The following is a 13217-nucleotide window of genomic DNA, read 5'->3' as shown; positions in this document are numbered from 1 at the left end:
TATATTGTGTTATTTCTTGGTGCAGGTGCAGCGCTTTTTTCTGTCTCTCAGCATGTCTTCCAGCGCTTGATCGAAGGTGCGGACGGCTCCGCCAAAGCCTTTTTGAAAACGTTCAGCATGGTCAAGAGTCGCAAACGGTATGGCCTGCGGCTGGCAGCAGTGCAGATTTAATTCAGCGTTTACAACAAAATAAGCCGAAGCGGCACTGACCGTAGTTTGTAACAGAAAGTCTTTGCAAATCAAATGAGAAACCTCTTCCGTTTTATCTGCATACCGCAAAAACGCGCAATGTGCGCAGCACAGCTGTTCAATGTCTTGTGTCACCGTGATCAGCTGGACCGAATAAGCCTGATTGGCCGGCTTTAGGCAATAGCTGCACATGTGATCAGCCTGAGGCGCACGGACTGGGAGCGTGATGCCGCCGGCCGTTTTTATCACCTGGTTTGATTGGACAAGCTGATTCACATCTCTGTATACTGTCATTTCTGACACACCGAACCGTTGACTGATATCAGAAATTCTGAGCGCGCCTTCTTTTTTCAGCCACTCAAGTATGTGCTGCTGTCTATTAATCGGAAGCATTCATACATCCCCTTCATTAAGATCTTCTTAAGCGTAGAGGATTTCAAAGACCGAGACAAGTATGCTGATGATAAAAAATGTGAAAATGTGTTGAACAGTAACAAAACGAAACAGAATGGTCTCTGGTATAATGGACATATGAATGGAGAGTGAAAATACCATATGAAAGAAACAGTATGCCCGAACTGCGGCAAACCTTTGACAGGCGACATGGTCAGATCGTCAAATGTCCCGTGCCAATTTCGCTGCGGTCACTGCCGGGAACGGCTTTACGAATATAAAGTATCAGCTCCGATTATGATTGTATCTTTGGCACTCATCGTGCTGCTCATTTATCTTTTGATGCTCCTTCGCAATGCGGCAGGCTCAATGGTTCCGGCCGTTCAGCATGTGCCGATGGCTGTTTTGGCGCTTGTGTGTGCCTATCCTGTATTTATTGTAAGTGAACGGATGATCGCGAAGCATGTGATTCAAAACGGCAAGATTATTTATAGAGGAAAGAGAAAAGGCTCCTAAAACAGGAGTCTTTTTATTTTTAAAAAATTGTCACACCCATGTGCCAAAGTCCTCTTTACTTTCAATTGTGCACATACTGTAAGCGTTTTAATATAGAGTCAAAGGGAAGCATCATTCTCTGACATTATCATTCTTTTAGCGACAAACAAAACAGGGAGGGTTTATATATGCAGCAAGAACAGCAGCAAGGCGGCATGAAAGTGAAAGTTCAGCGCTTTGGCAGTTATTTGAGCGGAATGATCATGCCGAATATCGGCGCGTTTATCGCGTGGGGCATCATTACTGCTTTGTTTATTCCGGCGGGATGGTTTCCGAATGAGCAGCTGAATACGCTGGTCAGCCCGATGATTACGTATTTACTGCCGCTTTTGATAGCGTATACAGGCGGAAAAATGATTTACGACCACCGCGGCGGAGTCGTCGGTGCGACGGCGGCAATCGGGGTAATTGTCGGGTCGGATATTCCGATGTTTCTAGGCGCGATGATAATGGGGCCGCTGGGCGGATATCTCATTAAGCAAACTGATAAATTATTCAAGGACAAAGTAAAACAAGGCTTTGAGATGCTGATTAACAACTTTACGGCAGGAATTGTCGGCGCGGCTTTAACGATTCTCGCGTTTTATGCGATCGGCCCAGTCGTTCTGACGTTAAATAAATTACTGGCAGCCGGTGTAGAGGTCATTGTACACGCTAACTTACTGCCTGTTGCAAGCGTTTTCGTGGAACCGGCGAAGGTCTTGTTCCTAAATAACGCGATCAACCACGGTATCTTAAGCCCGATTGGAATCGAGCAGGCAGCCAATACCGGAAAGTCAATTCTGTTTTTAGTAGAAGCAAACCCTGGACCGGGGCTCGGCATTTTGCTCGCGTATATGTTCTTTGGAAAAGGATCTTCAAAATCAACGGCTCCTGGAGCGGCAATCATTCATTTCTTCGGGGGGATTCACGAAATTTACTTCCCGTACATTTTAATGAAGCCGGCATTGATTCTGGCAGCGATTGCAGGCGGAGCAAGCGGACTCCTAACGTTCTCTATCTTTAACGCCGGTCTAGTTGCAGCATCGTCACCAGGCAGCATTATCGCATTGATGGCCATGACGCCAAGAGGCGGATACTTCGGCGTGCTGGCAGGCGTATTGGTCGCTGCAGCCGTTTCGTTTATCGTGTCAGCTGTGATCCTGAAGTCTTCGAAAGCAAGCGAAGAAGATCTCGCTGCCGCAACAGAAAAAATGCAGTCCATGAAGGGGAAGAAAAGCCAAGCTGCCGCTGCTTTAGAGGCAGAACAAGCAAAAGCTGAGGAAGCGTCTGAGCTGTCTCCTGAAAGCGTCAATAAAATTATTTTCGCATGTGACGCCGGAATGGGCTCAAGCGCGATGGGGGCCTCGATTTTAAGAAACAAAGTCAAAAAAGCAGACCTGGATATCAGTGTGACCAACACGGCGATTAACAATCTGCCGAGCGATGCGGATATTGTCATTACCCACAAAGACTTAACAGATCGAGCAAAGGCAAAGCTGCCAAATGCGACGCACATATCAGTGGAGAACTTCTTAAACAGTCCGAAATATGACGAGCTTATTGAAAAGCTAAAAAAGTAATCTCATAGAAAGAGAGTGATACTCATGCAAGTACTCGCAAAAGAAAACATCAAACTCAATCAAACGGTTGCAACAAAAGAAGAAGCGATCAGATTGGCGGGCCAAACGCTGATTGACAACGGCTACGTGACAGACGATTATATTGAAAAAATGTTTGAACGGGAAGAAACATCTTCTACCTTTATGGGGAATTTTATTGCCATCCCCCACGGCACAGAAGATGCCAAAAGCGAAGTGCTTCACTCAGGGATTTCAATCATTCAAATTCCTGGCGGAGTAGAGTATGGAGAAGGAAACACAGCCAAAGTCGTATTCGGCATTGCCGGAAAAAATAACGAGCATTTAGACATTTTGTCTAACATCGCCATCATCTGCTCAGAAGAAGAAAACATTGAACGCCTGATTTCTGCGAAAAGCGAAGAAGATTTGATCGCGATTTTTAACGAGGTGAACTAGCATGATTGCCTTACATTTCGGTGCGGGTAATATCGGGAGGGGCTTTATCGGTACGCTGCTTCACCACTCCGGCTATGAAGTGGTGTTTGCGGATGTAAATGACACGATGGTCGGCCTCCTTAATGAAAAACGGGCATACACTGTTGAACTCGCAGAAGAAGGGCGTTCATCAGAGGTGATCGGCCCGGTCAGCGCCATCAACAGCGGCAGCCAGCCGGAGGAGCTGTATCGGCTGATCAATGAGGCGGCGCTCATCACGACGGCTGTCGGCCCGAATGTATTGAAGCTGATTGCCCCGTCTATCGCAGAAGGCTTAAGACGAAGAAGCTCTGCCGACACACTGAATATCATTGCCTGTGAAAATATGATTGGCGGAAGCAGCTTCTTAAAAAAAGAAGTATACAGCCACTTAACAGAGGCGGAGCAGGAGGCTGTCGGCAACACTGTCGGATTCCCAAATTCCGCGGTTGACCGGATCGTGCCGATTCAGCATCATGAAGATCCGCTCAAAGTGTCGGTTGAGCCGTTCTTTGAATGGGTCATCGACGAATCAGGCTTTATAGGGGAAACACCGGCAATAAAAGGCGCGCTGTTTGTTGATGATTTAACGCCGTACATCGAACGAAAGCTGTTTACCGTTAATACCGGCCATGCTGTAACGGCCTATGTCGGCTATCAGCGCGGATTAAAAACGATAAAAGAAGCGATCGATCATCCGGAAATCCGCCGTGTTGTTCACTCAGCGCTGCTTGAAACCGGTGATTATCTCATCAAAACGTATCATTTTAAGCAATCAGAACACGAGCAATATATTAAAAAAATCATCGGCCGCTTTGAAAATGAATTTATCACCGACGATGTGACCCGTGTGGCGAGATCGCCGCTCAGAAAGCTTGGGGAAAATGACAGGCTTGTAGGTCCGGCGAAGAAAATCAAAGAGCCTAATGCACTGGCTGAAGGCATTGCTGCGGCGCTGCGATTCGACTTTGCCGGTGATCCGGAAGCGGTCGAGCTGCAAGCGCTGATCGCGGAAAAAGGATACAGCGGAGTGCTTCACGAGGTGTGCGGTATTCCGTCTCATGAACCGCTGCATGCCACCGTTTTAAAAAAACTGAATCAATAACCGGACCCGTGACTATACGTCACGGGCTTTTTTTACCATCTCGCAATCTAGTATAATAGAAAACGCTTACGATAACAGGGGGAGGAGAATGACGATGAAACAATTCGAGATTGCGGCAATACCGGGAGATGGAGTAGGAAAAGAAGTTGTGGCGGCTGCTGAGAAAGTGCTTCATACAGCAGCTGAGGTTCACGGAGGTTTGTCATTCTCATTTACGTCATTTCCATGGAGCTGTGACTATTATATGGAGCACGGCGAAATGATGCCTGAGAACGGCATACATACGCTCACTCAATTTGAAGCGGTTTTCTTGGGAGCGGTCGGAAATCCGAAACTGGTTCCAGACCATATTTCCTTATGGGGGCTGCTGCTGAAGATCCGGAGAGAGCTTGAGCTTTCCATTAATATGAGACCAGCCAAACAAATGGCCGGCATCACGTCGCCGCTGCGGCATCCGAACGATTTTGATCTAGTGGTGATTCGCGAGAACAGTGAAGGTGAATACAGTGAAGTCGGCGGACGCATTCACAGGGGTGACGATGAAATCGCCATCCAGAATGCCGTGTTTACGAGAAAAGCGACAGAACGTGTCATGCGCTTTGCCTTCGAATTGGCGAAAAAACGGCGCGGTCATGTGACAAGTGCGACAAAATCTAATGGAATTTATCACGCGATGCCGTTTTGGGATGAAGTCTTTCAGCAGACTGCGGCTGATTACAGCGGAATCGAAACGTCATCCCAGCATATTGATGCGTTGGCCGCTTTTTTTGTGACGCGTCCGGAAACGTTTGATGTCATTGTGGCGAGCAACCTGTTCGGTGATATTTTAACCGACATCAGCTCGAGCCTGATGGGAAGCATTGGCATTGCGCCGTCTGCGAACATTAACCCGTCTGGCAAGTACCCATCCATGTTCGAACCGGTTCATGGTTCAGCTCCGGATATTGCCGGCAAAGGCCTTGCCAACCCAATCGGCCAGATTTGGACAGCGAAGCTGATGCTTGACCATTTCGGAGAGGAAGAACTGGGGGCAAAGATCCTCAATGTGATGGAACGAGTCACGGCTGACGGCATTAAAACACGCGACATTGGCGGACAAAGCACGACGGAAGAGGTCACTGACGAAATTTGTGTGCGTTTAAGAAACTTATAAACATGCAGGCCGGGACGAATGGTTGCCCCGGCCGTTTACAAAAATTTCAACAGATTACTAACCAAGAAGATCCAAATGCTGTATAATGACATGGAATTCTTAGGAAGGTATCAGGTGGAAGAAGTTGAACGCAAAAACGATCACATTAAAGAAAAAATCAAAAACCAAATGGATTGTACTCAGTACTGCATGTATTCTAGCTTTCATTTTCATGATCAGAATGGCGTTTTATATGCCCTATCTCGTTGAAGGTTCATCAATGGCTCCGACGCTAAAAGACTCAGAACGAATGTTGGTTGACAAAGCAGCCAAATATACAGGCGGATTTCATAGAGGCGACATCATCGTGATTCATGACGAAAAGAGCGGCCGTTCATTTATAAAACGGTTAATCGGTTTGCCTGGCGACTCAATTATCATGAAGGATGATCAGCTATACATAAACGGTAAGAAAGTGACGAACCGTATCTAAAGGAACATAAACAAGAAATGCAAGCGTCAGGGGAAAATCTCACGAGTGATTTTGAAGCTGAGGTTCCTGCCGGCAAATATTTTGTAATGGGAGATAACCGTCTCAATTCGGTGGACAGCAGAAATGGAATGGGGATGCCTTCTGATGAAGATATCATTGGTACGGAGTCTCTAGTCTTTTATCCGTTCAGTGAGATAAGAGTAGCAAAATGAATACATACGCAAAAAAGAGATAATGCTTGATGAAATGAAAGAAAGGGTGGAGAACGATGAAACCATATATGCTGCCTCACCGCTACCCATTTTTATTGATTGACGGCGTGACAGAAAGCGAGCCCGGCAAGCATGCAGCTGCTTATAAGCTGGTCAGTGAGAACGACTGGTTTATCACTGACACGCAAACAGAAATGCCGTTTTCACTTGTGATTGAAGCACTTGCGCAAACCGCGGCTTTTACAGGAATTACAGATGAAAACAGCTTGGGCTTATTGTCTTCCGTGAAGAAAGCGGAAAAGCTGGGCGCGGCCATACCCGGTGACCGGCTTGATCTTACGTTTGAAGTTACGCGCAACCGGCGCGGGTTTGTGTTTGGACATGCCAAGGCGTCAGTGGGCGGGCAGCCTGTTGCTGAAGCTGAAATCGGCATCTATATTGAAAAATGAAAAAAACCCTTCACTACGATTTGTGAGGGGTTCTATTATTTCGTATCGTAATCCCGTTCGCTTTGTGAGTCATCTCGTTGCTGCCGCTTCTGTTTTTCATCATTCATGTTTTCCTTCAGCTCTTCATTCGGTATCGGATCGGTCAAGTCATTATGTTCGGGGTTTTCATTAGGGCGGTTCTGCTGTTTTCTCTCTTTCATGTTTTATCACCTCACCATTTGTTTTCCTCTAATGTCTCCACTTGAAACATGTGAAATGGCTGTTTTGTTCCGCTGGGTATAATGTATTAGAATAGAACCAGAACAACTAAAAGATAAAGAGAGGTACATATATGTCTGTTCAAAGAGAAGATGTGAATATCAAGCTGATTGCTATTGATATGGACGGAACACTGCTGAATGACGAGCAGCTGATTTCAGACGAAAACCGCAACGCGATTCGTGAGGCGGAGGATAAAGGTGTTTACGTGGTCATCAGTACGGGCCGGACGCTGATGACGTGCCGGGAGCTGGCTGAGTCGCTGAAGCTGTCGTCTTTTTTAATCACGGCTAACGGCAGCGAAATCTGGGACTCGAATTTTAATTTAGTGGAACGCAATCTGCTCCACACGGATCACATCAAAATGATGTGGGATTTGCGGAATAAGCACAACACTAATTTCTGGGCTTCAACTGTTAACAAAGTGTGGAGAGGCGAGTTCCCGGAAAACATCACTGATCATGAATGGCTTAAATTCGGATTTGACATAGAGGATGACGACATCCGAAACGAAGTGCTGGCGGAGCTCAGAAAAAATAAAGAGCTCGAAATCACAAACTCAAGCCCGACAAACATCGAGGTCAACGCGCTCGGCATCAACAAAGCCGCAGCCCTTGCGAAGGTTTCTGAAAAACTCGGCTTTACGATGGAAAATGTCATGGCGATGGGCGACAGCCTGAATGATATCGCGATGATCAAAGAAGCCGGGCTGGGCGTAGCGATGGGCAATGCCCAAGACGTCGTGAAGGAAACGGCTGATTGGATCACTGATACAAATATAGAAGATGGCGTCGCTAAAGCGATACGTCATTGGGTACTATAAGAAAAGAGTCCTGAGATAAGGACTCTTTTCTTTTTTTTATCAGGGAGATTTTCTTCTAGGACCATGGTAGGTTTTCTAACAAAGTTATTTCACAAACTGATATGATTGAATATAATGAAATAAAGTTCAAAAATTCGGAATAGTCGTTCCGAATTTCGGAACAATAAAATACATAGAGCAATCGTTTGCTTGGCAGGAGGGATTCTGTGTTTCAAGTTGATTTAAATTGTGATTTAGGGGAAAGCTTCGGAGCCTATACGATAGGTCTTGATCAAGATATTTTAGCGTTTGTTACTTCAGCGAATGTCGCATGCGGATTTCATGCAGGGGATCCAAGTGTCATGCGGAAAACAGTTGCCCTTGCTGCTGAAAAAGGCGTAAAAATCGGCGCTCACCCGGGACTCCCGGATTTGCTCGGCTTCGGCCGCCGAAATATAGCGATTTCTCCAGAGGAAGCATATGATCTTGTGGTTTATCAAATTGGCGCCTTGTCAGGGTTTTTAAAAGCGGAAGGACTTCACATGCAGCACGTCAAGCCGCACGGCGCTTTGTACAATATGGCCGCAGTCGATCAGAAGCTATCGGACGCCATTGCAAAAGCTGTCTACAAGGTCGATCCAGGACTGATTCTTTTCGGCCTTGCTGAGAGCGAGCTTGTAAAAGCGGGAGAACGGATCGGGCTTCAAACAGCAAGTGAAGTGTTCGCCGACAGAACATACCAAGCGGACGGGACGCTCACGCCGCGCTCCCAGCCGGACGCACTCATTGAAAGCGATGATGCCGCCGTCACTCAGGTGATCAAAATGGTGAAAGAAGGGACGGTCAAATCTCAGCAAGGACATGATGTGTCATTAAAAGCAGATACAGTTTGCATTCATGGAGATGGAGCCCACGCGCTGACATTTGCGCAAAAAATCAGAAAAGAGCTCAAAGCGGCCGGAATTGAAATGACTGCTATTTCAGCGCAGAAGTAATCAGAAGGAGGAAAATAGATGGAGCAGCAGAAAAAAACAGCAGGGAAAAAAACGGGCAGCTGGTCATTGCTGATGGGGGCCGCCTTCTTAATGGCGACATCAGCAATCGGCCCGGGATTCCTGACACAAACCGCAACATTCACAAACACACTCGCAGCAAGCTTCGGTTTTGTTATTTTAATTTCTATTATTTTGGATATCTTCGCTCAAACCAACGTATGGCGCATCATTGCGGTCTCAGGAAAAAGGGGCCAGGAGATTGCGAATATGGTGCTTCCCGGACTGGGATATGTCATCGCAATTCTCGTCGTGCTTGGCGGACTTGCCTTTAATATCGGGAATATCGGAGGGGCTGGGCTCGGACTTCAAGTCTTGTTCGGCATTACACCAGAAACAGGCGCCTTAATCAGCGCCGTCATCGCCATTCTGATTTTTGTCATCAAGGAAGCAGGAAAAGCGATGGACCGTTTTACGCAAATCGCGGGTTTTGTCATGATTATTTTAACTGTCTTTGTTGCGGTCACCACAGCGCCGCCGGTCGGACAGGCTGTGGCTAACACGTTTGTCCCTGAACATATCAGTATATTTGCAATTGTCACATTAGTCGGCGGAACCGTCGGGGGATATATCACATTTGCCGGCGGACATCGTTTGCTTGATGCAGGGATTAAAGGCAAGGAATCCATCCCCCAGGTGACAAAAAGCTCAGTTATCGGCATTTTAATTACATCCATCATGCGGATCGCCCTTTTCTTAGCTGTGCTCGGCGTTGTTTCAAAAGGCCTGCACATTGACGAAAGTAACCCGGCGGCCTCTGTGTTCCAGCTGGCAGCGGGAAATGTCGGTTATAAAATTTTCGGATTGATCATGTGGTCAGCGGCCATTACGTCTGTTATCGGAGCCGCTTATACATCTGTTTCGTTTTTTAAAACCTTTTCTCCAAAAATTGAAAAGAATTCACGCGGCATTATTATCGGATTTATTGTCGTTTCTACATTAGCCTTCGTTACCATCGGACAACCGGCAAAAATTCTCGTGCTTGTCGGATCTCTGAACGGTTTGATTCTGCCGATTGCGCTTGGAACGCTGCTTATTGCTGCATATAAGAAAAACATTGTCGGTGATTATAAGCATCCGCTTTGGCTGACAGGCTCAGGTGCCCTGGTTGTCATCGTCATGGCGATTATGGGCGTCTACACGTTATTTACACAACTTCCTCAATTGTGGAGCTGATAAGAGTGGATCATTTAAACAAGATGGCGCCAAGAGATGTGCGCGCGTTTATACGAGAGGGGAAAATAAACGGGCCGACTGCCGGAATGTCCGGCGGCTATGCTCAAGCGAACCTTGTGATTTTGAAAAAAGATCTGGCATTTGACTTTCTGCTGTTTTGCCAGCGGAATCCAAAACCCTGTCCGGTGCTGGATGTGACGGAATCCGGTTCGCCTGTGCCGTCGCTTGCAGCGCCAGATGCGGATATCAGAACGGATTTTCCAAAATACCGTGTATACAGGCACGGTGTTTTGACAGATGAGATATCTGATATTACGCCATACTGGGAGGACGATTTTGTCGGCTTTCTGATCGGATGCAGTTTCTCTTTTGAACAAGCGCTGATCAATCATGGAATACCCGTCAGACATATCGACGAGGGGACGAACGTTCCAATGTACAAAACGAATATAGATTGTGTTCCGGCGGGGCCGTTTCATGGACAGATGGTTGTCAGTATGAGACCGGTTCCTGAACGGCTCGCTGTACGTGCCGCACAGGTAACCTCGCGTTTTCCGGCTGTGCACGGAGGACCGATTCATATCGGCAATCCAAAAGCGATCGGCATACAGGATTTGAGCAATCCAGATTTTGGGGATGCCGTTTCTGTTCGTGAAGGCGAGGTTCCTCTATTTTGGGCATGCGGGGTAACTCCGCAAGCTGTGGCTATGAATGTAAAACCTGAAATGGTCATCACACATGCGCCGGGACATATGCTCATCACAGATATTCGAGACGAGTCGCTTGCGGTGCTGTAACCTCTCGTCCTCCTGATGAACGAGAAATAAACGAGGTGAGAAAGATGACTGAACGATTACAAATCGAACAGCTCGGTGATTCTGCAATGATGATCCGATTTGGAGAAGAAATTAGCGAGCAAGTAAACGGTCTTGTCCATGCCGCTGCCGCTTATATAGAAGAACAGCCGTTTCCGGGATTCATTGAATGTATCCCGGCTTTTACGAGTCTTACCGTATTTTATGATATGTATGAAGTGTATAAGCATTTGCCTCAAGGCATCAGCTCGCCTTTTGAGAAGGTGAAACGCGATATTCATGAGCGGCTCGGAGAATTAACGGCTGATTATGAAAGCAGCCGTCGCATCGTTGAAATTCCCGTCTGCTATGGCGGTGAATTCGGGCCTGATTTAGAAGAGGTGGCGAAGATCAATCATCTCACACCCGAAGAGGTCATTGAGATTCATACAGGCGGTGAATATGTGGTGTATATGCTGGGCTTTGCACCGGGGTTTCCTTTCTTAGGCGGGATGTCCAAACGCATTGCAGCTCCAAGGAAATCATCGCCAAGACCATCGATTCCCGCCGGTTCAGTCGGAATTGCGGGACTGCAAACAGGCGTTTATCCGATTTCGACACCGGGCGGCTGGCAGCTGATTGGCAAAACGCCGCTGGCTCTATTCCGGCCGCAGGAAAACCCGCCAACGTTATTAAGAGCAGGAGATATTGTTACATTTGTCCGCATCTCAGAGGATGACTATCACGCCTATAAGGAGGAGTCCAATTGAGCATGAAAGTGTTAAAGCCCGGACTGCTCACAACGGTTCAGGATATAGGCAGAACGGGGTATCAAAAATACGGCGTGCTGGCAAGCGGCGCCATGGACACGGTATCGCTTCGAATCGCAAATCTGCTGATCGGAAACAGCGAAAAAGAAGCCGGCCTTGAAATTACGCTGATGGGTCCCGGCCCGTCGCTTTATGTGTCAGAACCAATGCTGATTGCCGTAACAGGAGCGGACTTTACCCTGCGTGTGAATGATGAGGAAGCGCCTCTTTGGAAACCTGTGCTCGTTAAGGGAAACAGCACGGTCACCTTCGGCCCCTGCAAACTCGGCAGCCGCGCTTATTTGGCGACAGCCGGCGGCTTCAATGTACCTGCTGTGATGGAAAGCAAAAGCACGTATGTCAGAGCGGGCATCGGCGGATTTCACGGAAGAGCGCTTCAGAAGGAAGATGAACTGCCGATCGGAGAGATGTCATCTCTTTCGAAAACCATCGTCTCCCGCTTGAGCCAACACCTTGGCCAGCGAGGATTTGCGGCGCCGAATTGGTCAGTCAGCCGATACAGATTTCTGCCGTTAAAAAAGAATCCGGTGATCCGAGTGCTGGAAGGAAAACAATTCTCTTTTTTCACAGAAGAATCGAAAACGCGGTTTTATGAAGAAACGTTTCGTGTCACTCCGCAGTCCGATCGTATGGGCTACAGGCTCAAAGGGGAACCGCTTCAATTGAAGGCGCCGCTTGAGATGGTGTCAGAGGCGGTTACATTTGGAACAGTTCAGGTGCCGCCTGACGGCAATCCGATTATCCTGCTTGCAGACCGGCAGACGACGGGAGGTTATCCGAGGATCGCTCACATCATTTCAGCTGATCTTCCGATTGCCTCGCAAATCATGCCGGGCGAGCACGTCCAATTTGAGCCTGTATCCCTTCAGGAAGCGGAAGCGCTTTTCATTGAACGGGAAGCGCATTTAAAAGAACTGAAAACAAGAATGAAAATGGAATGGCTGACATAACAAAGGGGATGGAATGATGCAGAATAAAAACAAAACCGTAGTGAAATCTATGGCGTTGCTCAATTTGTTTTTGCATGAACCAAGCCTTACTTTAAGCGAACTCGTTTCCCTGTCAGGAATGCCGAAAACCTCTGTTCACCGAATGGTCAGCTCACTGGAAGAAATGGGGTTCATCAATCGAGACCCATCCGGCGTTTATACGCTGGGACTGGTGTTTTTGGAATTCGGACAGCTTGTCGCGGACAGACTCGATATCAGAAAAATAGCCAAGCCTGTGATGGAAGAGCTTTGCCGTGAAGTAGATGAAGCCGTTCATTTGATCATGAGGGACGGAAATGAAGCGATCTACGTGGAGAAGATTGAAGGGACACAAACCGTTCGCCTCTACACTGCAATCGGCCGGCGTTCTCCTCTGTACGCCGGGGCATGTGCCCGGAGCATTTTGTCCTTTCTGCCCCGTGAAGAAATTGAAGCGTACATCAAACAGACAGAGCTCATTCCGATCGGTTCAGGGACCATGACAGATCCGTCAAAGCTTCTTGAGGCCATTGAGGCCTCAGTGCAAAACGGCTATACCGTCAGCTATTCAGAACTCGAAAACTATACGGCCGCTATTGGCGCGCCGATTTTTAACCATCATCACCAGGTGGCGGCCGGCATCAGTATTGCAGGGTTTGAAGCGAGATTTACAGAAGACAGGCTGCCGTATTTAACGGAAAGAGTAAAACAAGCCGCTTTGCAGATTTCCAGAAAAATAGGGTATCCATAAGTAGCCGATCTTTTCTCTGCTG

Annotated in this window: 15 protein-coding genes and 1 pseudogene; 14 read left to right on the top strand and 2 right to left on the bottom strand. The window is 47.5% G+C overall.

Annotated features, from left to right (window positions below; genetic code table 11):
- Positions 1–9: 9 nt before the first annotated feature.
- On the bottom strand, positions 10–582 hold the full coding sequence (locus H7F27_RS18715; protein WP_024120232.1) for a copper uptake transcriptional regulator CutR: 573 nt from the start codon (positions 580–582) through the stop codon (positions 10–12).
- Between the two features lie 162 nt (positions 583–744).
- Between H7F27_RS18715 and H7F27_RS18710 the strand changes: the two genes are divergently transcribed.
- From H7F27_RS18710 to H7F27_RS18685, 7 genes and pseudogenes are all read left to right on the top strand, one after another.
- Positions 745–1098, top strand: coding sequence for a hypothetical protein (locus H7F27_RS18710; protein ID WP_024120233.1), 354 nt, complete (start codon positions 745–747; stop codon positions 1096–1098).
- A gap of 167 nt (positions 1099–1265) precedes the next feature.
- Positions 1266–2699: a PTS mannitol transporter subunit IIBC gene (locus H7F27_RS18705; RefSeq protein ID WP_024120234.1), complete on the top strand. Its 1434-nt coding sequence runs from the start codon at positions 1266–1268 to the stop codon at positions 2697–2699.
- 24 nt (positions 2700–2723) lie between these two features.
- Positions 2724–3155, top strand: coding sequence for a PTS mannitol transporter subunit IIA (locus tag H7F27_RS21000; RefSeq protein WP_059291950.1), 432 nt, complete (start codon positions 2724–2726; stop codon positions 3153–3155).
- A 1-nt stretch (position 3156) separates the two neighbouring features.
- A complete protein-coding gene (locus H7F27_RS18700; RefSeq protein WP_101863995.1) occupies positions 3157–4278 on the top strand; it encodes a mannitol-1-phosphate 5-dehydrogenase in 1122 nt (373 codons plus the stop codon).
- Between the two features lie 88 nt (positions 4279–4366).
- Complete coding sequence (locus H7F27_RS18695) at positions 4367–5431, top strand: tartrate dehydrogenase (RefSeq protein ID WP_185848278.1); 1065 nt, start codon at positions 4367–4369, stop codon at positions 5429–5431.
- A gap of 124 nt (positions 5432–5555) precedes the next feature.
- Positions 5556–6115, top strand: a pseudogene (sipU, locus tag H7F27_RS18690) (signal peptidase I sipU).
- A gap of 56 nt (positions 6116–6171) precedes the next feature.
- Positions 6172–6564, top strand: coding sequence for a 3-hydroxyacyl-ACP dehydratase FabZ family protein (locus tag H7F27_RS18685; protein WP_024120239.1), 393 nt, complete (start codon positions 6172–6174; stop codon positions 6562–6564).
- Between the two features lie 35 nt (positions 6565–6599).
- On the opposite strand, the gene H7F27_RS18680 is transcribed toward H7F27_RS18685, so the two are convergent.
- A complete protein-coding gene (locus tag H7F27_RS18680; RefSeq protein WP_024120240.1) occupies positions 6600–6764 on the bottom strand; it encodes a hypothetical protein in 165 nt (54 codons plus the stop codon).
- Between the two features lie 131 nt (positions 6765–6895).
- Here H7F27_RS18680 and H7F27_RS18675 point away from each other — a divergent pair, with 131 nt between their 5' ends.
- From H7F27_RS18675 to H7F27_RS18645, 7 genes are all read left to right on the top strand, one after another.
- Entirely contained in the window at positions 6896–7645 is a 750-nt protein-coding gene (locus H7F27_RS18675; protein WP_185848277.1) for a Cof-type HAD-IIB family hydrolase, read from the top strand.
- A 206-nt stretch (positions 7646–7851) separates the two neighbouring features.
- Positions 7852–8619, top strand: a complete 768-nt coding sequence (gene pxpA / locus H7F27_RS18670; protein ID WP_185848276.1) for a 5-oxoprolinase subunit PpxA — start codon at positions 7852–7854, stop codon at positions 8617–8619.
- 18 nt (positions 8620–8637) lie between these two features.
- A complete protein-coding gene (locus H7F27_RS18665) occupies positions 8638–9852 on the top strand; it encodes an NRAMP family divalent metal transporter (protein ID WP_103671939.1) in 1215 nt (404 codons plus the stop codon).
- Positions 9853–9857: 5 nt separating this feature from the next.
- A complete protein-coding gene (locus tag H7F27_RS18660; RefSeq protein ID WP_260627289.1) occupies positions 9858–10649 on the top strand; it encodes a putative hydro-lyase in 792 nt (263 codons plus the stop codon).
- A 44-nt stretch (positions 10650–10693) separates the two neighbouring features.
- Positions 10694–11416, top strand: a complete 723-nt coding sequence (gene pxpB / locus H7F27_RS18655; protein ID WP_101860993.1) for a 5-oxoprolinase subunit PxpB — start codon at positions 10694–10696, stop codon at positions 11414–11416.
- Between the two features lie 2 nt (positions 11417–11418).
- Positions 11419–12426, top strand: a complete 1008-nt coding sequence (locus H7F27_RS18650) for a 5-oxoprolinase subunit C family protein (protein ID WP_185848954.1) — start codon at positions 11419–11421, stop codon at positions 12424–12426.
- Between the two features lie 16 nt (positions 12427–12442).
- On the top strand, positions 12443–13195 hold the full coding sequence (locus H7F27_RS18645; RefSeq protein WP_185848275.1) for an IclR family transcriptional regulator: 753 nt from the start codon (positions 12443–12445) through the stop codon (positions 13193–13195).
- Positions 13196–13217 lie beyond the last annotated feature (22 nt).

Origin of the sequence: Bacillus sp. PAMC26543 (assembly GCF_014250375.1) — a bacterium.
Lineage (GTDB): Bacteria > Bacillota > Bacilli > Bacillales > Bacillaceae > Bacillus > Bacillus halotolerans.
The sequence above is the reverse complement of the archived record's forward strand: the minus strand, read 5'-3'. Positions and strand labels throughout refer to the sequence as shown.

Bases quoted from the DNA above. Each gene is read 5' to 3' on its own strand.
- H7F27_RS18715 (WP_024120232.1), bottom strand. From the start codon at position 582: ATGCTTCCGATTAATAGACAGCAGCACATACTTGAGTGGCTGAAAAAA.
- H7F27_RS18710 (WP_024120233.1), top strand. From the start codon at position 745: ATGAAAGAAACAGTATGCCCGAACTGCGGCAAACCTTTGACAGGCGAC.
- H7F27_RS18705 (WP_024120234.1), top strand. From the start codon at position 1,266: ATGCAGCAAGAACAGCAGCAAGGCGGCATGAAAGTGAAAGTTCAGCGC.
- H7F27_RS21000 (WP_059291950.1), top strand. From the start codon at position 2,724: ATGCAAGTACTCGCAAAAGAAAACATCAAACTCAATCAAACGGTTGCA.
- H7F27_RS18700 (WP_101863995.1), top strand. From the start codon at position 3,157: ATGATTGCCTTACATTTCGGTGCGGGTAATATCGGGAGGGGCTTTATC.
- H7F27_RS18695 (WP_185848278.1), top strand. From the start codon at position 4,367: ATGACGATGAAACAATTCGAGATTGCGGCAATACCGGGAGATGGAGTA.
- H7F27_RS18685 (WP_024120239.1), top strand. From the start codon at position 6,172: ATGAAACCATATATGCTGCCTCACCGCTACCCATTTTTATTGATTGAC.
- H7F27_RS18680 (WP_024120240.1), bottom strand. From the start codon at position 6,764: ATGAAAGAGAGAAAACAGCAGAACCGCCCTAATGAAAACCCCGAACAT.
- H7F27_RS18675 (WP_185848277.1), top strand. From the start codon at position 6,896: ATGTCTGTTCAAAGAGAAGATGTGAATATCAAGCTGATTGCTATTGAT.
- H7F27_RS18665 (WP_103671939.1), top strand. From the start codon at position 8,638: ATGGAGCAGCAGAAAAAAACAGCAGGGAAAAAAACGGGCAGCTGGTCA.
- pxpB (WP_101860993.1), top strand. From the start codon at position 10,694: ATGACTGAACGATTACAAATCGAACAGCTCGGTGATTCTGCAATGATG.
- H7F27_RS18650 (WP_185848954.1), top strand. From the start codon at position 11,419: ATGAAAGTGTTAAAGCCCGGACTGCTCACAACGGTTCAGGATATAGGC.
- H7F27_RS18645 (WP_185848275.1), top strand. From the start codon at position 12,443: ATGCAGAATAAAAACAAAACCGTAGTGAAATCTATGGCGTTGCTCAAT.